Annotated in this window: 21 protein-coding genes; 11 read left to right on the top strand and 10 right to left on the bottom strand. The window is 70.6% G+C overall.

Annotated elements, in window-relative coordinates; genetic code table 11:
- Window positions 1-29: 29 nt before the first annotated feature.
- A complete protein-coding gene (locus ACFSC0_RS13410) occupies window positions 30-1,271 on the bottom strand; it encodes a DUF1444 domain-containing protein (protein WP_377283653.1) in 1,242 nt (413 codons plus the stop codon).
- A gap of 88 nt (window positions 1,272-1,359) precedes the next feature.
- Between ACFSC0_RS13410 and ACFSC0_RS13405 the strand changes: the two genes are divergently transcribed.
- From ACFSC0_RS13405 to ACFSC0_RS13390, 4 genes are all read left to right on the top strand, one after another.
- The gene (locus ACFSC0_RS13405) at window positions 1,360-1,821 is read left to right on the top strand and encodes a GNAT family N-acetyltransferase (RefSeq protein WP_377283654.1); all 462 of its coding nucleotides are present in this window, start codon (window positions 1,360-1,362) and stop codon (window positions 1,819-1,821) included.
- Window positions 1,822-2,058: 237 nt separating this feature from the next.
- Window positions 2,059-3,474 carry an NfeD family protein gene (locus tag ACFSC0_RS13400; protein ID WP_377283655.1) on the top strand — a complete coding sequence of 472 codons (1,416 nt, stop codon included), beginning with the start codon at window positions 2,059-2,061 and terminating at the stop codon, window positions 3,472-3,474.
- A 13-nt stretch (window positions 3,475-3,487) separates the two neighbouring features.
- On the top strand, window positions 3,488-4,273 hold the full coding sequence (locus ACFSC0_RS13395) for a slipin family protein (RefSeq protein WP_377283656.1): 786 nt from the start codon (window positions 3,488-3,490) through the stop codon (window positions 4,271-4,273).
- 414 nt (window positions 4,274-4,687) lie between these two features.
- The gene (locus tag ACFSC0_RS13390; RefSeq protein WP_377283657.1) at window positions 4,688-4,972 is read left to right on the top strand and encodes a hypothetical protein; all 285 of its coding nucleotides are present in this window, start codon (window positions 4,688-4,690) and stop codon (window positions 4,970-4,972) included.
- A gap of 306 nt (window positions 4,973-5,278) precedes the next feature.
- On the opposite strand, the gene ACFSC0_RS13385 is transcribed toward ACFSC0_RS13390, so the two are convergent.
- Both ACFSC0_RS13385 and ACFSC0_RS13380 read right to left on the bottom strand, forming a co-directional pair.
- Entirely contained in the window at window positions 5,279-5,482 is a 204-nt protein-coding gene (locus tag ACFSC0_RS13385; protein WP_377283658.1) for a hypothetical protein, read from the bottom strand.
- Window positions 5,479-5,751 carry a GNAT family N-acetyltransferase gene (locus ACFSC0_RS13380; protein WP_377283659.1) on the bottom strand — a complete coding sequence of 91 codons (273 nt, stop codon included), beginning with the start codon at window positions 5,749-5,751 and terminating at the stop codon, window positions 5,479-5,481. The genes ACFSC0_RS13385 and ACFSC0_RS13380 overlap by 4 nt, the downstream gene beginning before the upstream one ends.
- Window positions 5,752-5,892: 141 nt before the next feature.
- Here ACFSC0_RS13380 and ACFSC0_RS13375 point away from each other — a divergent pair, with 141 nt between their 5' ends.
- Window positions 5,893-6,498: a DUF3617 domain-containing protein gene (locus ACFSC0_RS13375; protein WP_377283660.1), complete on the top strand. Its 606-nt coding sequence runs from the start codon at window positions 5,893-5,895 to the stop codon at window positions 6,496-6,498.
- A 34-nt stretch (window positions 6,499-6,532) separates the two neighbouring features.
- On the opposite strand, the gene ACFSC0_RS13370 is transcribed toward ACFSC0_RS13375, so the two are convergent.
- Complete coding sequence (locus ACFSC0_RS13370) at window positions 6,533-7,720, bottom strand: acetyl-CoA C-acyltransferase (RefSeq protein WP_377283661.1); 1,188 nt, start codon at window positions 7,718-7,720, stop codon at window positions 6,533-6,535.
- Between the two features lie 135 nt (window positions 7,721-7,855).
- Entirely contained in the window at window positions 7,856-9,037 is a 1,182-nt protein-coding gene (gene mnmA / locus ACFSC0_RS13365) for a tRNA 2-thiouridine(34) synthase MnmA (RefSeq protein WP_377283662.1), read from the bottom strand.
- A gap of 137 nt (window positions 9,038-9,174) precedes the next feature.
- On the opposite strand from mnmA, the gene ACFSC0_RS13360 reads away from it, so the two are divergent.
- Window positions 9,175-9,363 carry a hypothetical protein gene (locus tag ACFSC0_RS13360; protein ID WP_377283663.1) on the top strand — a complete coding sequence of 63 codons (189 nt, stop codon included), beginning with the start codon at window positions 9,175-9,177 and terminating at the stop codon, window positions 9,361-9,363.
- A 192-nt stretch (window positions 9,364-9,555) separates the two neighbouring features.
- On the opposite strand, the gene ACFSC0_RS13355 is transcribed toward ACFSC0_RS13360, so the two are convergent.
- Together ACFSC0_RS13355 and flgK are read right to left on the bottom strand one after the other, a co-directional pair.
- Window positions 9,556-10,488: a flagellin gene (locus ACFSC0_RS13355; protein WP_377283664.1), complete on the bottom strand. Its 933-nt coding sequence runs from the start codon at window positions 10,486-10,488 to the stop codon at window positions 9,556-9,558.
- 11 nt (window positions 10,489-10,499) lie between these two features.
- Window positions 10,500-12,599: a flagellar hook-associated protein FlgK gene (flgK, locus tag ACFSC0_RS13350; RefSeq protein WP_377283665.1), complete on the bottom strand. Its 2,100-nt coding sequence runs from the start codon at window positions 12,597-12,599 to the stop codon at window positions 10,500-10,502.
- 438 nt (window positions 12,600-13,037) lie between these two features.
- Here flgK and ACFSC0_RS13345 point away from each other — a divergent pair, with 438 nt between their 5' ends.
- From ACFSC0_RS13345 to sciP, 4 genes are all read left to right on the top strand, one after another.
- On the top strand, window positions 13,038-14,684 hold the full coding sequence (locus ACFSC0_RS13345) for a flagellar hook-length control protein FliK (protein ID WP_377355160.1): 1,647 nt from the start codon (window positions 13,038-13,040) through the stop codon (window positions 14,682-14,684).
- Window positions 14,685-14,700: 16 nt separating this feature from the next.
- Window positions 14,701-15,489 (top strand): flagellar hook assembly protein FlgD, encoded by a 789-nt coding sequence (locus ACFSC0_RS13340; protein WP_377283667.1) that lies wholly within the window; start codon window positions 14,701-14,703, stop codon window positions 15,487-15,489.
- 65 nt (window positions 15,490-15,554) lie between these two features.
- Window positions 15,555-16,940 (top strand): flagellar hook protein FlgE, encoded by a 1,386-nt coding sequence (locus ACFSC0_RS13335; protein WP_377283668.1) that lies wholly within the window; start codon window positions 15,555-15,557, stop codon window positions 16,938-16,940.
- A gap of 168 nt (window positions 16,941-17,108) precedes the next feature.
- Complete coding sequence (gene sciP / locus ACFSC0_RS13330) at window positions 17,109-17,396, top strand: CtrA inhibitor SciP (protein WP_377283669.1); 288 nt, start codon at window positions 17,109-17,111, stop codon at window positions 17,394-17,396.
- Window positions 17,397-17,574: 178 nt separating this feature from the next.
- On the opposite strand, the gene ACFSC0_RS13325 is transcribed toward sciP, so the two are convergent.
- Window positions 17,575-17,934, bottom strand: a complete 360-nt coding sequence (locus ACFSC0_RS13325) for a RusA family crossover junction endodeoxyribonuclease (protein WP_377283670.1) — start codon at window positions 17,932-17,934, stop codon at window positions 17,575-17,577.
- A gap of 104 nt (window positions 17,935-18,038) precedes the next feature.
- Here ACFSC0_RS13325 and fumC point away from each other — a divergent pair, with 104 nt between their 5' ends.
- On the top strand, window positions 18,039-19,430 hold the full coding sequence (gene fumC, locus ACFSC0_RS13320; RefSeq protein WP_377283671.1) for a class II fumarate hydratase: 1,392 nt from the start codon (window positions 18,039-18,041) through the stop codon (window positions 19,428-19,430).
- Window positions 19,431-19,577: 147 nt separating this feature from the next.
- On the opposite strand, the gene ACFSC0_RS13315 is transcribed toward fumC, so the two are convergent.
- Together ACFSC0_RS13315 and ACFSC0_RS13310 are read right to left on the bottom strand one after the other, a co-directional pair.
- A complete protein-coding gene (locus tag ACFSC0_RS13315; RefSeq protein WP_377355159.1) occupies window positions 19,578-20,510 on the bottom strand; it encodes an iron-containing redox enzyme family protein in 933 nt (310 codons plus the stop codon).
- Window positions 20,511-20,588: 78 nt separating this feature from the next.
- Window positions 20,589-21,602, bottom strand: coding sequence for a polyprenyl synthetase family protein (locus tag ACFSC0_RS13310; RefSeq protein WP_377283673.1), 1,014 nt, complete (start codon window positions 21,600-21,602; stop codon window positions 20,589-20,591).
- Window positions 21,603-21,681: the final 79 nt, after the last annotated feature.

The following is a 21,681-nucleotide window of genomic DNA, read 5'->3' as shown; positions in this document are numbered from 1 at the left end:
GCGCTCGCATTGCCCGGTCACCGAAGGGACTAGCGTGCCTTCCGACCGTCGGTGAACTGCGCTTGAAGCGCTTCGAAGCCCTCAGGTATTGCCGCCGCCCGCAACTGGGCCCACTGATCGGCCGAGGGCGCCCGGTCGATGATCAGGCGTTCCGGCCAGCAGTCGGGCTCGCGCGCGAACGGCCCGCAGATGGCCTCGAAGTCGCTTCGCGCCCGGACGAGGGCGCCGCCTGGCTCGCCTGAGCTGAGCAGGTAGGCATCGGCCAGGGGCGCAAGCGCCGTCTTCCCGAACGCGATGGGACTCCAGGTGGCGCCTTCTTCGGCGTCGAGCAGGGTCAGCTCCGCCGCATACGCGTCGCGTCCGGCTTCTGCGAACTCGTGCGCCATGAGCCTGCGCTGTTGTTCGTGATTGAGGTCCGCTCCTAGCATCGCCAAGCGGCCAAGCGCGTGGCTTGCATTCGTCACGCCCAAGCGTCTCCACGCCCCCTCCCGGTGGACCAAAGCCTCCATCGAGATCAGGCGCTTCATCGTCCCAAGAACGGATTCCAGTTGCGCGCCCATGGCCTCCAGTGCGTCCGAGTCTTCGGACCCTGCCACCACGAGGGTGTCGCGCTCGGGCGCGAGGATCACCGGGTCTCCGTTCAGCGGCAGCGTCTGAAGCAAGTCCGGCAGCAGGAGGCGCGAGACGTCGTAGTGGTCGCGGTAGCGCGTCGTGTAGAAGCCGCGCGGATCCTTCTCGAATTTCGCAGGCGAGCTGCGGGCGCGCAGGTTGTCCACCGCGATCGCCAGCACTTCATCGAAGCCAACGCCCCAGCGATCCAGGTCCTCGTCGCCGACACCGCGCAAGCCGAGACCCAGCTCAACTGCGGCCCAGGCGCAGAGGCTGTCGGAGATTGGGGCATGACAGCGCCGTCGGCTCACTTCCTCCCACGCAGGCCGGACCAGCCACATGTCGCCGACGTGCACCCGCGTGCGGATGACCGGAAGCAGCTTGTCTGCGACTTCACCGAGCGTGGCGGGCGGCGGCTCCGCCGACATCAGCGCCAACGTGGCGAGCTCATCGACGGCTTCTGCTCGGCGCGCGCGGCTCATCTTCCCGCGTTCGAGGAACCCGTTGAGCAGGCTGATCGAGTCCGCTCCGAGCGTGATGCTGAAGCTTCCCGGATCGTGGCGTATTTCTCCCGTCCATCCCCGCGCGCGGATCCGCGCCATCACCTCCCTGGCGAAGCGGTCCTGCGGCGAGCCGCTGGTCAGGAAGTCGAGCAGCCCCATGATCGTTCCCCCTTTGTGCTCACGATGACTGCAGCTGAGCTTGCGCGCAAGGGGGCAGGCCGAGGACCGCCCGTGCTATGGTCAAGGCATGTCCGCCCCTGTCACTCTCCGCGAAATCACCGCCGAGACCGTGCTCCCGGTCATCAAGCTCGCCGTCGCCGATGACCAGACGCAGTTCGTGGCGCCGAACGCGGTGTCGCTGGCCCAGGCGCTGTTCGCGCCGGAGGCCTGGTACCGGGCGATCTACGTGGGCGAGGAGCCGGCGGGCTTCGTGATGCTGGAGGACGAGTCGTTGCGCTCGCCGCCGCCGGAGGCGCCGGAGGTCCTGCTCTGGCGGCTGATGGTGGACGCAAGGTTCCAGGGCCAGGGCGTCGGGCGGGCCGCGATGGCGCAGGTGATCGAGCACGTGCGCGGCAAGGGCGTGTTCAAGGCGCTGCTGACCTCCTACGTCCCGGGGCCCGGCTGTCCGGAGCCCTTCTATCTGGGGCTCGGCTTCCGCCACACGGGCCGGATGGACGGGGACGAGGTGGTGCTGGAGCTGCCGCTGTAGGCGGAGCCCTCTGTATTCACCACCAAGACGGCCTTCACCGCCAAGACCGCCAAGACCGCCAAGGGCCGAGAGGACATCTCCTGTTCGAGGAGCCCGGCCCCGATCTCTTGGCGATCTTGGCGGTCTTGGCGGTCGAGAAAGCTCCCGCTGGGACGCTCGGCCGGATGCGCGGCGGACAACGCCCGCAACCGCCGCAAGGTGTGTTAACCTTTTCGCACGAGGCGGAAGGAGGCCCCTTTGGGCGCGGCGCGCGGCCCGGTTCCGGTGTGGCGGTGGATCGCCCTCTTGGCGATGCTGGCCGGGATGCTGTGGCCTGCGCTGGCGGCCCAGGGGCAGACGGCGGCGGCGCCGGCCGCGCGGCCCGGCCCCGTCCTGGTGCTCGACATCGACGGCGCCATCGGCCCGGCGACCACCGAATACCTCCGCGACGGCCTGGAGACCGCGCAGCAGCGCAACGCCCGCCTGCTGGTGATCCGCATGGACACCCCCGGCGGTCTCGACAGCGCCACCCGGGACATCATCGCCGAGATCCTGGCGTCCCCCGTGCCGGTGGCGACCTTCGTCGCGCCGGCGGGGGCCCGGGCGGCGAGCGCGGGGACCTACATCCTCTATGCGAGCCACCTGGCGGCGATGGCGCCGGGGACGCACCTAGGCGCGGCGACGCCGGTCTCCATGGGCGGGGGATCGACGCCCCTGCCCGGCGGCGGCCAGCCGGAGACGGCGGAGGAGAAGGCCAAGGAGACCGCCGAGAAGGCGCCCGCCGACGCCATGACCGCCAAGGTCGTCAACGACGCGGCCGCCTACCTCGCCAGCCTGGCCGCCCTGCACGGGCGCAACGCCGAGTTCGCCGAGGCCGCGGTGCGGCAGGCGGCGACGCTCACCGCCGGCCAGGCGTTGGAGCAGAAGGTCATCGAGGTGCTGGCGGCGGACATGGACGGACTGATCGCGGCGGCGGACGGGCGGACGGTGCGTCTCGCCGGCAAGCCGCACGTGCTGGCCCTCTCCGGCGCCGAGGTCGTCGAGGTCGGGGCCAGCTGGCGCAACAAGGCGCTGGCGGCGATCACCGACCCCAACATCGCCTACCTGCTGCTGCTGATCGGCATCTACGGCCTGATCTTCGAGTTCATGAGCCCCGGGACCTACGGGCCCGGCGTGATCGGGGCGGTGTCGCTGGTGGTGGCGCTGTTCTCTCTGAACCTGCTGCCGGTGAACTACGCCGGCCTGATCCTCATCGCCCTGGGCATCGGGCTGATGACCGCCGAGGCGATGACGCCGTCGGTGGGCGTGCTGGGGATCGGCGGGGCGGCCGCCCTGGCCCTCGGCAGCCTGATCCTCTTCAAGGGGCCGGTCCCGGAGATGCAGCTCTCGCCATGGCTGGTGGTCGCAGTGGTCGCCGGCTCGCTCGCCTTCTTCGTCCTGGCGCTGGGGGCGGCCTGGCGGGCGAGGCGCCGGCCCGCGGCCTTCGGCAACCTGGTGGGCGCGGCCGGGCCGGTGCTGAGCTGGGCCGGCGACGAAGGCTTCGTGCAGCTGGAGGGCGAGAGCTGGCGGGCGCGCTCGGCGCGCCCCCTGGCGCCCGGCCAGACCGCCCGGGTGACGGCGCGGGACGGACTGACGGTGTTGGTGGAGGCGGAAGACTCGGCCGCGAGAGACTGAAAGGCAGGACCGGATGCAGATCTACATCGACTTGGCGACCTGGATCGCCCTGGCCTTCATCGTCCTCTTCGTGCTCGCCCAGGCGATCAAGATCCTGCGCGAGTACGAGCGCGGCGTGATCTTCACGCTGGGGCGGTTCACCGGAGTGAAGGGGCCGGGGCTGATCATCCTGATCCCCCTGGTGCAGCAGATGGTGAAGGTCTCCCTGCGAACCATCGTGCTGGACGTGCCCAGCCAAGACGTCATCTCCCGCGACAACGTCTCGGTGAAGGTCTCGGCGGTGGTCTATTTCCGGGTCGTCGACGCCGACCGGGCGGTGATCGCGGTGGAGGACTTCTTCGCCGCCACCAGCCAGCTGGCTCAGACCACCCTGCGCTCGGTGCTGGGCAAGCACGAGCTCGACGAGATGCTGGCCGAGCGGGACAAGCTCAACAAGGACATCCAGGAGATCCTCGACGCCCAGACCGACGCCTGGGGGGTGAAGGTGGCCAACGTCGAGATCAAGCACGTGGACATCGACGAGAGCATGGTCCGGGCGATCGCCCGCCAGGCCGAGGCCGAGCGCAACCGGCGGGCCCGGGTGATCAACGCCGAGGGCGAGAAGCAGGCCTCCCAGACGCTGGTGGAGGCGGCAGCGACGCTCGCCCAGCAGCCGGAGGCCATGCAGCTGCGCTACCTCAACACCCTCTACGACATCGGCGCGGACAAGAACTCGACCATCGTCTTCCCGATGCCGATGGAGCTGGTCGACGTCCTGCGCAGGGGCCTGCGGGGCGGCGGCGAGACGACGCCGGGCTAGGCGTCCCACGACGGCACGCAGCGTGCCAGATCGGGCCTGGCGGGCGCCCGAAATGGGGCTCCTCGGCGGGTGACGGACCCCTCCAAAGTCAAGCTGGTGAGCGCCGTCTTAACGACGATTTTTCGCGTCGGGCATGCAACCTTTACCATGTATTCGACCCGTCCCCTTTTCGCGCCGCGCGGGAATCCGAGCAGAATCAAGGCGAAGCTTGGCCGAGCTAAAGTCCAGCGTTTTCAGGCCTTAACCACGTGCCGTGGCGCCGGCGCCGCACGCCTTCGCTTGTGGCGCGAATGCTGCAGCTTTGGCGGAACCATGTGCCGATTTGATCGGTATCTTGGGTGGTGTGGACCCGCCGGACGGGGATCGGCCAAGCAAAAGGCCGGCCCCGGAAGGCCCGAATGTAGGATGAGTCATATGTCGCCTTCTTTGAGCGTGGTGGCGGACAACGGTGCGGCCCTGATCAAGGGCGAAGCCAACCTGTCCGAGCGTATCCGTCGTCTCCAGAACGAGGCCAAGAACCTCGCCCGTGAGCACATCCTGTCTCTCGAGGCCGCCCTGGTGGAGGTCGAGCGCCTCGCCGGCGAGATCGCCGACGGCGGCGACGCCTATCCGGTCGGCATCCGCGAGATCGCGCGCCGCCTGGCCGAAGAGTCCGAGACCCGCGTCCAGGCCATGGAAGCCATCCTGCGGCGCAACTGAGATTCCGATAAGTCTGTACGGGTCCCGCTACGCCCTTCCCGGATATCGCCGGGAAGGTGCGGCGGGGGCCGGCGAAGAGCTGTGCTCCGGGCCCTGGCGCCCGTCAGCCTCTGAAGCAGAGGCGTTTTTTCTCCACTACGTATTGAGCCGCTGGGTCGCGCGCGCCGTCGCCAGCGTCCCCTTTGTCCGTCACGGCCGGCTTCATGCCGGGCGCCCATCCTGATGCGCCCTGCCCTGCCGCAACGGGCTGGCTCGCCGGGGCAAGCCCGGCGATGACGAGTTGGGGATGACGAGGCGCGTGGCCCCTCAGTCCTCCTCGCTCGCCGTCTCGCTGATCGCCCCGCCGCCGAGTGGGCCGACGGGCGAGAGGCCGGGATCGTTCTCGATCCGCCGGCGGCGGGCGTCGGCGTCCGAGCCGGGCTCGTTCGGGGCCGAGGCCGGGCCGGGCTTGGTCCCCTCGGGCTCGCGCCCGCCGGGGGTCGGCGAGGTCGTGCTGGGCTGCGGGCTCATTCCAGCAGCTCCCGGTATTCCTTGCTGCGGCGCAGCCAGGCGGCCGCGTAGCCGCAGATCGGGGTGATCTTCAGGCCCCGCTGCTTGGCGTCCTGCGCCAGGGCGGCCATCAGCCGGCCGGCGGCGCCGGAGCCGCGCAGCGGCACGGGGCTCTCCACATGGTCGATGTAGAGCCGCTCGCCCTTCAGCCGGTAGTCGGCCCAGGAGGTCATGCCCTGCTCGTCCATCTCGTAGCGCGAGCGGGCCTCGTTGTTGCGTAAGTCGCTCATGGCCTGAAAACCCTTCTCCTCCCCGGTTCGATCCCGAACTTCCGTCGCCGGGGCCGGTTTGAGCCGGCCGGAGGGGCGCGCCCCTCCCCGGCCCGGGCGAAGCAGCTTAAGCTTGGGTTAACCACAAATGGGAGCCCCAGCATGCGGCGCAGCACTCGCACCCTCGTCCTCCTCGGCTCGGTCGTCTTCCTGTGGTCGTGCCAGCGGGCCGAGGAGAAGGCCGCCGCGCCCGCCGCGGGCGAGGCCGGCGAAGCGGCCACGGCGCAGGCCTCCGCGCCCGCGGGCCGCCCGGCGCGCAAGGCCGGGCTCTGGGAACACTCCATGCAGACCATGGGCGTGACCCAGACGAGCCGGCTGTGCATCGACGCCGAGACGGACAAGAACGTCGCCCTGTGGGGCCAGCAGGCCTCGGCCGAGAGCGGCTGCGAGCAGAACAGCTTCACCCCGATCCCCGGCGGCTATTCCTTCGTCTCGGTCTGCCCGGACGGCCAGGGCGGCAAGGTGACCAGCAAGGGCACGATCACCGGCGACTTCGCCTCGGCCTACAAGATGGAGGCGACGACCACGACGTCGGGCTCGTCGATCCCGCAGGCCAACGGCGAGATGAAGATGGTCATGGACGCCGCCTGGAAGGGCCCCTGCCCCGAAGGCATGAAGCCCGGCGACATCCAGGTCTCCATCCCCGGCGCGGGGACGATCAACCTCAACGACGTGGCCGGCATGGCCGAGCGGATGGCGAAGCAGTAGTAGACCTCTTCCTCCGCAAGCGGAGGGAGAGGTCTTAGACCAGCTCCACCGCCATCGCGGTCGCCTCGCCGCCGCCGATGCAGAGGCTGGCGACGCCGCGTTTGCCGCCGTGCTGCTCGAGGGCGGAGAGCAGGGTCGCCAGGATCCGCGCGCCGCTAGCGCCGATCGGATGGCCGAGGGCGCAGGCGCCGCCGTGGACGTTGAGCTGCTCGCGGTCGATGCCGATCTCCCGCTCGGCGATCATCGCCACGACGGCGAAGGCCTCGTTGATCTCGAAGATGTCGACCTCGCCCGCCGACCAGCCGGCCTTCTTCAGCGCCTTCTGGACGGCCGGCACCGGGGCGGTGGTGAACAGGCCCGGCTCGTGGGCGTGGGCGGCGTGGGAGACGATCCGCGCCACCACGTTGAGGCCCAGCTTCTCGGCGACCGAGGCCCGCGTCAGCACCAGGGCCGCGGCCCCGTCGCTGATGGAAGAGGCGTTGGCGGCGGTGATGGCCCCGTCCTTGGCGAACGCCGGCTTCAGCGTCGGGATCTTGGCGGGGTCGGCCTTCAGCGGCTGCTCGTCGGCCGCGACGGTCTCGGTCCCCTTGCGGCCTGTGACCTCCACCGGGACGATCTCGCGGGCGAAGGCGCCGCTCTCGGTGGCCTTGCGGGCGCGGGTGAGGCTGGCGATGGCGTAGTCGTCCATGGCCTCGCGGGTGAACTGGTAGGCGCGGGCCGTCTCCTCGGCGAAGCTGCCCATGAGCCGGCCGGGCTCGTAGGCGTCCTCCAGGCCGTCCAGGTACATGTGGTCGAACGCCGTGTCGTGGCCGATGCGGGCGCCGGCCCGGTGCTTGGCCATCAGATAGGGCGCGTTGCTCATGCTCTCCATGCCGCCGGCGACGATGACGTCGGCCGACCCGGCGGCCAGCGCGTCGTGCGCCAGGATGGCGGCCTGCATGCCCGAGCCGCACATCTTGTTGACGGTGGTCGCCTCCACCGACTTGGGCAGCCCCGCCCCCAACGCCGCCTGGCGCGCCGGCGCCTGGCCCAGGCCCGCCGGCAGCACGCAGCCCATGACGATCTGCTCTATCCTGTCGGGCGCGACGCCGGCCCGCTCGACGGCGGCCCTGACGGCGGCGGCCCCGAGCTCGGTGGCCTTGACGGGAGCGAGCACGCCCTGGAAGCCGCCCATGGGCGTGCGGGCGTAGGAGGCGATGACGATGGGGTCGGTGGTGCTCATGGGGGAGATATAGGCCTTCCCTCCAGCGTCACCCAACCCTGTCATCCCGGACGGCCGAACGGCCGATCCGGGACCCAGTGCGGCGGCCGGGCGGGTACTGGGTCCCGGCTCTCGCTGCGCTCGGCCGGGATGACGTCAGAGGTGAGCCGCCCGCGTCCCGGCGATGAAGCCGCCGCCGAGCACCCGCGTGGGCGCTTCCGGCGCGTAGAGCACGCAAGCCTGGCCGGGCGCGACGCCTTCCTCGGGCGCGTCGAACATCACGCCGGGGACGCCGCCCACCAGCGCCAACCGCCCGGGCGCCGGCTCGCGGGTCGAGCGCACGCGGGCCAGCACCGGCCGGCCGGCCTCGCAGGCGGCCTCGATGGTCGCCGCCTCGCCGAGCCAGTTGGTCTCCTTCAGCGTCAGGGCGGCGGTGAGCAGCGCCTCGCGCGGGCCGACGATCACCTGCCGCTTGTCCGCATCGATCCGCACCACGAACAGCGGATCGCCGACGGCCACGTTCAGCCCCCGGCGCTGGCCGATGGTGTAGCGGGTCACGCCCTCGTGGCGGCCGAGGACGCGCCCGTCCAGGTGGACGATGTCGCCCGGCTCGGCGCCGTGCGGGCGCAGCCGGTCGATGATGGTCGTGTAGCGGCCTTCCGGCACGAAGCAGATGTCCTGGCTGTCCGGCTTGTCGGCGACCGACAGGCCCAGGCCCGCCGCCACCCGCCTAACCTCGCTCTTCGGCAGGCCGCCGAGCGGGAAGCGCAGGTAGTCGAGCTGCTCGCGCGTGGTGGCGAACAGGAAGTAGCTCTGGTCGCGCGCCGGGTCGGCCGCCCGGTGCAGCTCGGGCCCGGCGGGGCCCTCCCTGCGGGCGACGTAGTGGCCGGTGACCATCGCCGCCGCGCCCAGGTCGCGGGCGACGTCCAGCAGATCGCGGAACTTGACGGTCTGATTGCAGCGCACGCAGGGGATCGGCGTCTCGCCGCGCAGGTAGGCGTCGGCGAAGTCCTCGATCACCTGCTCGCGGAAGCGGCTTTCGTAGTCCAGGACGTAGTGGGGGATGTTCAGCGCATCCGCCGCCATGCGGGCGTCGTGGATATCCTGGCCGGCGCAGCAGGCGCCCTTCTTCTGGATCGCCGCCCCGTGGTCGTAGAGCTGCAGGGTGACGCCCACGACGTCGTAGCCGGCCCGCGCCATTAACGCCGCGGTCACAGTTGAGTCCACGCCGCCCGACATGGCCGCCACAATTCTGGCGCCTTCGGGCAGGCCGACGGCCGCGCGCGCTGCATCCAGCACGGCGTCGGGCACGTCGGTCACGGAGAGGGTGTCGACCATTTCCGCTATGTAGCGGCAGGGACTGAAGATTGCGAGGTTGCGACCGGCGGTCGCAGGCGGCTTCGCCACAATCTGCGCCCTAACTCCGCCTAGAAGCTTGGCCATAAAGGGACCATCGAGACGGGGAACAGTAACCCATGCGGTCCTACCGGCTTTACATCCTCACCCGCCACGAGCGGATCTCGGGCTCGCTGAACGCGGCCCACGCGTCCGACGAGGAGGCCCTGAGCTTCGCCGAGGCCCTGCGGGGCGCGGCCCATGCGGTCGAGGTCTGGCTCGGCGAGCGGCTGATCGGCCGCGTCGGCGCCGAGTTCGAGCTGGCCTGACGACACCCCTTTCGCCCCCGCGGCCCCCGCCGGCCGGGACGAGGCGCGCGCCGGGACCTGCGGTCCAGCCCCCCTGATTACACTGGCTGCCCCCACCGACCCAGGTCCCGGCGCACTACCTTCCTCTCTCCTACCTCCCCCCGCGCAGCGGCGGGAGGTACGAGCGCCGAGACGGTCGCGGCGCTCCAGCGCCTACGCCCGCAGCACGTTCAGCAGCGAGCTTTCCCGCAAGGTGGCGAACACCTGGGCGGCGGCCTGGACCGAGAACTCGGCCTGGCTGAGGTCCGAGGCGGCCTTGGCCATGTCGGCGTCGACGATGTTGCCGATCATGCCGGCGGTCATGTCCCGGCGGCGCGCCAGGTCCAGGCCCACGTCCTCGACCCGCTTCTGGACCATGCCGTTGCGGGCGGTCTGGTCGACCAGGAAGTCGGTGACCTGCTCCCAGACGGCGAGCTGGTTGGTGAGGAAGTTCTCCTGGTCCTGGGTCAGCTGCGGTCCGAAATTGCCCGTGGCGCCTTCCTCGAACGCCTGGAGATCCCGGAAGGCGGTGAGCATCTGGGTGCCGAGATCCTCGGCCAGGAAGCCCGTCGTCACCGTCGTGGACTCATCCAGCCGGGCCTGCACCTTGAAGTCGTCGTTGTGGAAGAAGCCGGGGATGGTGGCCAGCGGGTCGGTGAGGTCGGTCAGGGTCTGGGCCGAGACCGGCGCGATGTTGATCTGGCCGCCCGCGAACAGCGGCTTGCCGGCGAACTGGGCGTTCAGGCCCGAGACGGCGGTGCGGAACTCGGCCTCGATCTCCAGCATCAGCCCCTCGCCGCTCTTGGTCGCCAAAGCGTCGGTGATGCGCTGGCGCACCCGGGTGGCGGCGTCGACGAGCTTGTTCATGGCGCTGTCCTGGGCGATCAGCTTCTCGGTCAGCAGCACGTTCTGAGACAGATACCCCTCGGTCCGGGTGTGGACCGTGCGCATGGCCGTCAGCATCTCGGCGTTCTTGGCGTAGGCCTTCAGGTCGTCGCCGTTCTTCTGGCTGGCCAGCCGGTCGCCGGCGTCCAGCTGGCGCCTCTGGGCGGCCGTCAGGTTGGCGAGAACCGCGCTGTAGCTGGTGTTGGTTGCGATACGAACCATCGTTCAGGCCCTCACACGAATTCCAGCAGTACGTCGAACAGGTCCTTCGCCGCCTGGATCATCCGGGCGGAGGCGTTGAAGGCCTGCTGGTAGGTGGTGAGCATGACCAGCTCCTCGTCCATGTTGACGCCCTCCACCGACTGGCGGCGGGCGTCGGCCTCGATCTTCACCGCATGGGCGCCGGACATCGAGGATTCCGCCGTCGCCGCCTTGCGGCCGATGCCGCCGGCGAACTCCATGGCGTAGCGGGTCAGCGTCATGTTAGCGGCCGGGACGTCGCCCGCCGCGCCGAAGCGGCCGGTCAGTTCGCCGGCCTCGGCGAGCGCCAGGGCGCCCTTGTTGTCGGCGGGCCGCAGGGCCGGCAGGCCGGCCCCGACCGACAGGTCGAGTTGGGCGAAGCCGAGCTTGCGGGGGTCGTTGTAGATGGCCGTGTCGACGTGAAAGCGTTCGGCGCGGGTGGACCGCTGCAGCACGCCCAGCCCGAACAGCTCGCTCATCGAGGGCCCGTCGACGCCGCGCTGCGTGGTGTCGGCGATCACCGAGATGTTGGCGTTGAGCGGTGGCCCGCCGCCGAAGGTCAGGGCGCCGTTCGCGTCAAGGCTGAACTGACCATAGAGACCGACGCCGCTGGCGGGCGAGTTCAGGGCGGTCAGGAGGTCGTTCATCGTCGCCCCGGCCGGCGCCGGCACGGTGATGTCGCGGATGAAGCGGCCGTCGCCCTCGGCCACCCGGAAGGTGATCGCGCCGGTGAAACCGTGGTTGCTGGCGCCCGTCAGCCCGGTGTCCCAGCTGGCCAGGCCGCCCGAGCGCACGAGGTCGTTCAGGCCGAAGTAGTGGGAGAAGCCGCGTCCGGTCTTGGACGAGGTGCCCTCGTCGATGGCGATCCCCACGCCCGCGTTGGCGGCCGAGATGCTGAGGGCGCCGTTCACGTAGGTGGCCGTTCCGTCCGCGCCCAGGGCGGTGTTGAGGGCGGTCACGAAACTGGCCGGCGTGAACGCCGGGCCGGGCGCGCCGTCCACCGTCATGGTCCCGGCGGTGAAGTCGATGTCGATCCGCCGCTGCACCACGCCGGCGGCGTCGACGATGGCGAGCGAACTCGTGCCCGAGAAGCCGGCGGCGGCGGAGGCGATGTCCATCAGCCCGGTGTTGCGGCCGGTGAGGGTCGCCGGGGCCGGCACGGCCGCCGAGTCGTTGTGCACCCGGTTGATCTGCTCGGCCGCCCGGTTGACGAACTCGCCCAGCTGGTCGGTGAGGTCGGGCAGGACGTCGTCGCGCATGTCCAGCAGGCCCCGCAGCTCCCCGCCGGTCACCTCGATCGGCGTGGTGTAGGCGGGGTTGTTCGGGTTCTGGATGGCGATGTAGCCGCGGGTGGCGTCGGTCCGCTCATAGACGAGCTTGGCGGAGTGATCGCCGGCCAGCAGCAGGCCCTCGGCGGAGCGGAGGACGACGCCGCCCATCTCGCGCTTGGCCACCCGCACGTTCATCAGGCCCGCCAGCTCGTCGACGAGGGTGGCCTGGATGTTCTCCGACCCCGAGGCGTCGCCCCCGGCCATCTTGGTCCTGGTGATGTCGACGTTGAGCTTCTGGATCTCGCCGATCAGCTGGTTCGCCCGGTCGACGCCGGCCACCAGCCGGGAGTCCACCGTCTTGGTCAGGTTCTGAAGCGAGCTGTTGATCCGGTCCGCCTCGGTCAGGAACTCCTGCACGCGCGTGAGCGCCTGGCTCCGCAGCAGACTGGACGAGGGATCGTCGGCGGCCTGGGCGAAGGCGTTCCACACTTCGTCGAGGCGCGAGAAGAAGTAGCCCGGGCTCGAGGGGTCGCCGAACAGGCTCTGGGCGCTGTCGAGATACTCTGAGACGACGTTCCATTTGGCCGCGTCCGAGCCGGCGTTCAGGCTGGCCAGCTGCAGGTACTGGTCGGTGACGCGCTTGATGCCGGTGACGGTGACGCCCATGCCGGCGCCGCTGACCACCTGCGACTGCTGCACCATCGCCTTGCGCACGTAACCGGGCGTGTTGACGTTGGCGATGTTGTCCGAGACCGTCCGGATGCCCGTCTGCGCGGCCATCAGGCCGGACGTGGCGGTGTTCAGTGCGACGTGGAGCGACATTCTCTAGGCCTCCCCTCGGCAAAGCCTGACGCCCGACCCGGCGAAAACTGCCGAGGGCGTGGTGAACACCCTCTTTGCTTCCTGCGGAAAATCGAACGTTTTCAAAGCTGTCTTCTGCCGAGGCCGATTGTTGTCCCCCAGTGCGGCGCAAGAGGCGGGCCAACCGGCGCCAAGTCCTCCTGAACCTGCGCGCCTGCGTGGAAGCCGGGCGCCCGCGCCCCGGCAAGGCCGGCCTATCTGACGGCGGCGGCCCGGCAAATTCGGCCCGCAGCACCGTCGCCAGACTGTTAAGAGGCGACAGAAAGCTTTTTCTTTTCTGCAGCTTATGGCTGCGCGCCCAAGTTGGCCCAGGGGTTGCTCAGCAGGTGTCGAATGGCCCCAGCGCAGCAGGCGCTACCCTCGCCAAGGCAAGACCCCCGCTTCATGTTCGCGTTCCCGATGTCCCTCCCGACCGCGCCAGCGACGCCCGGCCAGCCCGGCGCGGCGGCTGCGCCTGGCCAGGCGGTGGACGTCTTCGAGGCGCTGCTGGCCGCCGCGACGGGCGCGATGATGGAGCAGGCGCCGGCCCAGGCGGCGGCCGTCGCCAGCGCGCCGGCAGCGCCGGAGATCGAGGGCGAGGCCGAGCCGGCGCCGCTTGCCGAGCTCCCCGCCGCCGATGCGGCGGCGCCTGCCCTTCCCCAGCCGTGGCCGCCCGTCGCGCCGCCGGCTGCGCCCGCGCAGGCCGCGGCGCCGGAGACGCAGGCGGACGACGCCGCACCGCAACCCTCATCGCCGCCCGGCCTCGCCAACGCCGCGCAACGCATCGAGACGCGGGTCGCCGAGGGCGGCGAGGCCCCGGCTCCGGGGCTGGAGACGGCCGCCGCGCGGCTGGCCGCCACCGGTCGGCCGGCCGCCGACGAGGCCTCGGCGGCGCCCACGACAGCGGTCGAGCCTCCGGCCAAGGCCCCCCTGCCGCAGGGCCGCGCCGCCGCTCCCGCCGAGCCGGCGACCCCGGCGCAACCCGCCGTCCGCGCCGAACCCGGCCTCGCCCCGGCCCGCCCCGCAGTTCCCGTCCAACCGGCCAGCCCGGCCCAGCCGGCCGCGGCGGCCCCGCCGGCGGCCCACGCCGGCGCCGAGCCGACCGCACCGCAGCCGAACTGGGTCCCGGCGCCTGTGACCGACGCCCCGCGCCCGCCGATGCGCGCCGGCGAGGACGCGCGAGCGCATCCCCTTCTGCAAGCCGCCGTGGTGCGCGCGCGGCCGGTCGAGGCCGCCGCCCCGCCGCCTGCCGAACCCGCCGTCGAAGCGCCCGCCGAGGGCGAGACGGCGACCGACGCCGCGCCGGCGCTGTCGCCGCTCCCCGCGTCCCCGGCCCGCCGCCAGCAGGCCGGCGGGGGCGCAGCCGACGGTCAGGCCAGACCGGACGCGCCCGCGCCGACGGCCGCCCCGCCCGCCGGCGCCGAGGACGCCCCGCCGCTATTCGGCCTGCGCCCCACCGCGCCCGCTGAACCCGCCAGGCCCGTCGTCGAAGCGGCCGCCGCCGCGCCCGAACTGCTGGCCGCGGCCGAGACGGCCGACACGCCCAAGCCGCTGCAGACGGCCGCAGGCTCCGGGGCGGCCTCGGCGATCGCCGAAACGCCGGCCCATCGCGACGCCGCCGCCATCGTCCGCGGCGCGCCGGACACCGTCGCGGCCCTAGCCGCCGACATCGCCCGCAAGCTCGAGGGCCGCTCCACCCGCTTCCAGGTCGAGCTGCAACCCGCCGGCCTCGGCCGGGTGGACGTGCAGATCGAGATCGGCGCCGCCGGCAAGCTGACCGCCGCCTTCGCCGTGGACTCCCCGCAGGCCGCCGCCGAGCTGCGCGGCCGCGCGCCGGAGCTGCAGCGGGCGCTGGAGCAGGCCGGCTTCGACGTCTCCGGCGGTCTGTCGTTCGACCTGACGGACAGCTCGCACTCCGGGCGCGATCCGGAGGCGCGCCAGGACGGCGGCGCGTTCCGCGGCCGCGCCTTCGCCCAGGCCCTGGCGAACGGCGAAGCCGCCGACCAGGCCGCCCTGCCCCCCAAACTTTCGAGCCGGCCCAGCGCCGCCCTCGACATCCGCATCTAGAAAGGAGTCGCGCGCCATGCCCGTCGACGCCGTTGCCGCCGGTCAGGCCCCCGTCCAGGAAACCGCCCTGGGCAAGGCCCGCCTGGCCCAGAACTTCGAGACGTTCCTGACGCTGCTGACCACGCAGCTGATGAACCAGGACCCGCTCTCGCCGCTGGATTCCAACCAGTTCACCGAGCAGCTGACCCAGATGACCGGGGTCGAGCAGCAGCTGCTGACCAACGAGCTGCTGAAGAAGCTGGTGGACGGCAACAACTCCGGCGTCGCCGACGCCGTGAGCCTTATCGGCAAGAAGGTGCGCGCCGTCAGCGACGACGCCGCCCTGAAGGACGGCAAGGCGACGTGGATCTACAACCTCGACCGGCCGCCGGAGACCGTGATCCTGGAGGTGCTGGACGCCAACGGTCGCTCGGTCTTCGTGGGCCGGCCGACCGCCAAGGTCGGCGACAACAGCTTCACCTGGGACGGCAAGAACAGCGCGGGCGTGACCCAGCCGAACGGCGTCTACACCCTGAGGGTGACGGCCGTGGACACCGCCAAGCAGCCGATCGAGGCGATCACCTACATCGAAGGCGTGGTGCAGTCCGTCGAACAGGCCGACGGCGCGACGCTGATCAACGTCGGCGGCGCCACCATGCCGTGGACCAACGTCAACTCCATCAGGCTGGCGGACCCCGAGCCGACCACCGCCCAGACCAACCAGACGTCCAACACCGGCCAGACGGCGGAGCAGTCGGACGACTGGCTGGAAGACCTCATCGCACAGGAGGACGGCGAACCGTCCGAACAGCCCGCGGCGGCCTAGAGCGCGCGGGCGGCCGCTGAACGCGGCGCCTCACCAACCCTTTTCATGGACCAAGGCAGACCAAAATGAGCATCAGCAGCGCAATGCGGGCCGGGGTGTCGGGATTGCTGGCCAATTCCTCCGCTCTCGCCGCGCTTTCGGACAACATCGCCAACGTCAACACCGTGGCCTACAAGCGCAGCCAGGTGAACTTCGGCAACATCGTCACCTCGCAGTTCCTGTCGGGCGCCTACAGCGCCGGCGGCGTCAAGGCGATCAACCGCCAGTACGTCAGCGAGCAGGGCTTGATCCAGGCGGCCAACTCCTCGACGGACATGGCCATCTCCGGCGAGGGCTTCTTCGTGGTGACCCAGAAGGGCGCCAACCTCGAACCTTCCGACGCCCGCTTCTTCACCCGCTCGGGCTCGTTCAGCGTCGACAGCGACGGCTATCTGGTCAACGACCAGGGCTATTACCTGCAGGGCTGGCCGATCAACCTCGACGGCACGGTGGACCGCAGCCCGGCCGACGTGACCCGCATGGGCCCCATCAACGTCCGCGACCTCGGCGCCGCGGTGGCGAAGACGACCGACATCATCGTCAAGGCGAACCTGAACAAGGATCAGGAGGCGAGCACCGTCCCCTACGCAGCCGGCTCGATGACGTCGTATGCGGCCGACCCGAACGCCGTCGGCGCCCGCAAGCCTGACTTCGTGATCGAAATGACGGTCACGGACTCCGCCGGCGGCAAGCGCCGGGTCGAGTTGGGCCTGTCGAAAGCCCCTGCGCCGGCGGTCAACACCTGGAACGCGGAAATCTACGCCGTTCCGACCACCGACATTCAGGGTGGCGGCCCGATCCGTCAGGGCCAGGTGGTGTTCAACTCGAACGGCACCATCAACCTCAACGCGACGACCCTGTTCGGGCCGGCCACCGTGCCCCCCGCGCTCCCGTCGCCCCAGACCATCAGCATCGGCGCCTCGGGCGGAGCCGCCCCCGCCTGGTCGACGCTGCTCGGCATCGAAGGCAACGACGTCGAGTTCGACATGAGCGTGCTCACCCAGTACTCCGCGCCTTCGGCGGTCGACTTCGTGACGCCGAACGGCGCCAGCCCCGGCAACATCGTGGGCGTCAACGTCGACGAAAACGGCATCATCTCGGCGACCTTCGACAACACCGAGGTGCGCAAGATCGCCCAGGTCGGCATCGCCACCTTCCCCAACCCCGACGGCCTGCTGGGCGTCAGCGGCGGCGCCTATGTGCCCACCCTGCTGAGCGGCGACTTCACGATCAAGGAGCCGGGCATCGCCGGGGCCGGCAACATCGCGCCCCAGGCGCTGGAGGCCTCGACCGTCGACCTGTCGGCCGAGTTCACCGGCCTGATCACAACCCAGAGGGCCTATTCGGCCTCATCCAAGATCATTACGACCGCTGACCAGATGTTGGAAGAACTGCTAAACATCAAGCGTTAGTAATAGAAGTTAACAGCGTCTAGCAGACGGTGATATCCCAACCTGTACCATTTTCTTACATCGGACGGGGAATGATTAGTCAATTCTTTACCTACGGGATTCACCGACTGTTATGGCCGCGGGCGTATGGTCCCTCCTGAGAAGTGATGGTGGGAGACGCGTAAAACCATGTTGCAACAGCAGCAAACGCGCACGAACAGCCGCGGCGAGGCCTATGTGATCGGGCCGACCGGCGCGCCGCTGACGATCAACGACCTGCCGCCGCCGGACACCGGCCGGTGGGTCATCCGGCGCAAGGCCGAGGTGGTGGCGGCCGTGCGCGGCGGTCTCCTGACCCTCGACGAGGCGCTGGAGCGCTACCGCCTGACCAGCGAGGAGTTCCTCGCCTGGCAGCGGTCCATCGACAAGCACGGCCTGGCCGGACTGCGGACCACCCGCATCCAGCAATACCGCTAGGTCTTCCGAACCTCAGGCGAAGCCTGAACCAGAGCGGCCCCGTCCCCGACGGGGCCGTTTTCGTTTCTTCCCTCCCCGTCATGGGGAGGACGGGTGGGAAGCCAGGGCTCTCGATGGCGCTGGACGCCCGGCGCCGGTCGGCTTCGCCGACCCTCCCCGTGAACGGGAGGCAGAGCGTTCAGTCGCCGATCCGCCGCACGCTGATCAGGATCCGTTCGCGCTCGCCCGGCCGGCGCTCGACGAGCAGGCGGGCGACCTGGGCGTCGTCGTGGAAGACATAGCCCTTGATGGCGTCGAGGATGGCCTTGGCCAGGTTGTCGAGGTCGAGCCAGGGCGGCTCGCCGACGTACTCCATGACGATCTCCACCGAGAACTCGCCCCAGCCGGGCCGCGCGCCGCGCCAGACCTTGCGGAAGAACTCGTAGATCAGCGGCTTGTAGTAGCGGGCCTGGGTGGTCAGCCCCTCGACCACCACTTCGATCGCGCCCTCCGCCTCACGCGCGCGCACCTTGCCGTGCTGGGTCCAGGCGTCGGTCATCCTTCCGCTACCTAGCCGCACGGCGCGTCCACCGCCACCCGCCGCTTGCAACCGGCCGGCTGCGCGTTAAACCCCTGGCGCAGTTTGACCGCCGGAGGCCCTGGATGACCGCGACCCGCACCGAGACCGACACCTTCGGCCCGATCGAGGTGCCCGCCGACCGCTACTGGGGCGCCCAGACCCAGCGCTCACTGGGCAACTTCAAGATCGGCTGGGAGAAGCAGCCGCAGCCGATCATCAAGGCCCTCGGCGTCGTCAAGCGGGCCGCCGCCGAAGCCAACATGGCGCTCGGAAAGCTCGACCCTACGGTCGGCAACGCCATCGTCGCCGCCGCCCAGGAGGTGATCGACGGCAAGCTGGACGACCACTTCCCGCTGGTGGTCTGGCAGACCGGCTCGGGCACCCAGTCGAACATGAACGCCAACGAGGTGATCTCGAACCGGGCGATCGAGATGCTGGGCGGGACGATGGGCTCCAAGAGCCCGGTCCACCCCAACGACCACGTCAACATGAGCCAGTCGTCGAACGACACCTATCCGACGGCCATGCACATCGCCTGCGCCGAAGAGGTGGCCCGGCATGTGATGCCGGCGCTGGAGCACCTGCACGCGGCGCTGAACGACAAGACCAAGGCCTTCGCCCACATCATCAAGATCGGCCGCACCCACACCCAGGACGCCACGCCCCTGACGCTGGGCCAGGAGTTCGGCGGCTACGCCCACCAGGTCGCGATGAGCGTGCGGCGCATCAAGGAGAGCCTCTACGGCCTCTATGAGCTGGCCCAGGGCGGCACCGCCGTCGGCACCGGCCTCAATGCCCCGGTCGGCTTCGCCGAGAAGGTGGCCGAGCGGATCGCGGCGATCACCCACCTGCCGTTCGTCACCGCGCCCAACAAGTTCGAGGCCCTGGCGGCCCACGACGCCATGGTGTTCAGCCACGGGGCGCTGAACTCGGCCGCCGCGGCCCTGTTCAAGATCGCCAACGACATCCGCTTCCTGGGCTCGGGCCCGCGCGCCGGCCTCGGCGAACTCGCCCTGCCGGAAAACGAGCCGGGCTCGTCGATCATGCCCGGCAAGGTGAACCCCACCCAGGCCGAGGCCCTGACCATGGTCTGCGCCCACGTGATGGGCAACCAGACGGCGATCAGCTTCGCCGGCAGCCAGGGCCACTTCGAGCTGAACGTCTTCAACCCGGTGATGGCCTACAACTTCCTGCAGTCCTGCCGGCTGCTGGCCGACGCGGCCATCTCCTTCACGGACAACATGGTCGTCGGCATCGAGCCGCGCGAGGACAACATCAAGGCCAACCTCGAGCGCTCGCTGATGCTGGTCACCGCCCTGGCGCCGAAGATCGGCTACGACAACGCCGCCAAGATCGCCAAGACCGCCCACAAGAACGGCACCACCCTGCGCGAGGAGGCCGTCGGCGGCGGCTACGTGACCAACGAGGAATTCGACGAGATCGTCCGTCCGGAGAAGATGATCTCGCCGGGGTGACTTAGACCTCTCCCCCCCGCGGGGGGGAGAGGGTTGGGTGAGGGGGGCCCCGCCGCATCCCAGACTTCCGTCGCTTCGCGCCGGGGGCGGCCATGCGGCCGCGCGCCCCTCACCCTACCCTCTCCCCGCGTTGCGGGGAGAGGTCACCTACTCCGCCGCGTAGACCACCGGGTGCTCGTGGGCCCAGAGGTGGGCGCGGTAGGCCTCGAAGCATTGCTCGCCCAGGATCAGGCGCATGATCGCGCCCTCGGCGATGTAGCGGGCGCAGGACGGGTCGGCCTCGACCAGAGGGATCAGCACCTCGGCGTTCCAGGCCCTGGAGTGCTCGACGTCGAGCACCGCGTGCAGGCCGAAGTACTTGCGCAGGGCCGGCTCGACGCCCAGGCGCTTGAGGCCGGCGTCGACGCAGGCGACCCGGGTCGGCGCGGTCAGCTCCACCGCCCCGAGGGCGCCGATCGAGTGATAGGCGTAGCGGCGGGTGGTGGCGAAGGCGGTCAGGGTGTTGGCCAGGGCCAGCGACTGCCACAGGGTGCCTTCGATCGAGGGCTTCAGGTCCAACCCCTGGATGGTCCGGTCGAGCATCGGGCCGTGCATGCCCGCCTCGTTCCCCCGTCCCATCTCGTCCCAGTAGTTGCGGGCGAGCTCCAGCTTGGCGCGGGTCGGCATCTTCACCTGGGTCATGGCCACCAGGTCGTCGAACCCCGCCTCGCCGGCCGCCTCCTGGGTCAGGAACCACTTGACGTCCTCGAGGCTGGCCTCGGTCTCCAGCCAGGCGAACAGCTGGTCGTACTGGCCAGGCCCCGTCTCCTTCAGCGCCTCGAACCAGGCGACGAAGCCCTCCGGGTCTGAGGGGACGCCCGCGACCTGCGGCGCCGCCAGGGTGCGGAAGGCCTCGACGAAGGCGCCTTCCAGCCGGCGCATGCGCGCCTCCTCGCCGATCTCCTCACGCCAGGCGGCGTTCGGTTCGCCGACCGCCAGCCGCCGGCGGTTCCAGCGGGCCAGTCCCTGGTGCAGGGCCTCGGCGTCCGGAAACTGCGGCGTGAACTCGCCCAACCGGGCCAAACGGTATCCAGCTCTCAAGACGACAGTCTCCCTCGTGGCCCAAGGGAGTGCGCAAGACCCGGCGGCGGTTCCAAAGGCTAAGCCCTTGGCGAGGCTCTACTTCCGTCGCGCGACGGCGAAATCGGCCAGATCCTCGAGGGCCGGTCGCCAGCTGTTGGAGCCGGAGAAGGCGGCCAGCGCGGCCTTGGCGCTGGCGGCGTAGTCGGCGGCCAGGCCGAGGGTGGCCTCCAGAGCGCCGGTGCGGACCATCAGCTCGCACGCCCGCTCGAAGTCGCCCTCGCCCTGCTCGCGCAGGTCGACGGTGCGGGTCCAGAAGGCCCGCTCCTCGGGGCCGCTGCGGGCCATGGCGTGGATCAGCGGCAGGGTGGCCTTGCCCTCCCGGAAGTCGTCCCCGGGGTTCTTGCCCAGCGCCTCGGAGGAGCCGGAATAGTCGAGGGCGTCGTCGACCAGCTGGAACGCCAGGCCCAGGTCCTGGCCGAACTTGCGCAGCTCGGCCCGGCGGGCCGGCGCCGCCCCGGCGCTGACCGCGCCCGCCTCGGCGGCGGCGGCGAACAGCTCGGCGGTCTTGGCCCGGATGATGTCGAGATAGACCTCTTCCGTCAGGCCCAGGTCGTGGGCCCTCGTCAGCTGCAGCACCTCGCCCTCGGCGATCACCCGGCTGGCCCGGGCCAGGATCTCCAGGGCGGCCATCGAGCCGGCCTCGACCATCAGCTCGAAGGCCCGGGCGAACAGGAAGTCGCCGACCAGCACGCTGGAGGGCGCGCCCCAGATCAGGTGGGCGGCCACCTTGCCGCGGCGCAGCTCGGAGCTGTCCACCACGTCGTCGTGCAGCAGCGTGGCGGTGTGGATGAACTCCACCGCCGCGGCGAGCTTCAGGCAGGCGTCGTCCTCGGCGCCGGCCACGCGGGCCGAGGCGATGGTCAGCAGCGGCCGCAACCGCTTGCCGGAGCCTTCGATGATGTGCTCGGCGAGCGCCGGGATGACCGACACCGGGCTCTGCATCCGCTCGCGGATCAGGGCGTCGACGCCCGCCATGTCCTCCTTGGCGAGACCCAGCAGCCGATCCACCGACGGCGGCTTGTTCCGGACGGCCGCGCTGGCGTCATCCACGGTGAAAAGCGCTCCACTTGCGGCGTGGGCGAAGCGCCCGCCGTTTGGCCGCGACAATGGTCAGCCGATGGGGCAGGGT

The organism is Phenylobacterium terrae, assembly GCF_042681205.1.
GTDB classification, from domain to species: domain Bacteria; phylum Pseudomonadota; class Alphaproteobacteria; order Caulobacterales; family Caulobacteraceae; genus Phenylobacterium; species Phenylobacterium terrae.
This window is presented reverse-complemented; position numbering and strand designations above follow the sequence as displayed.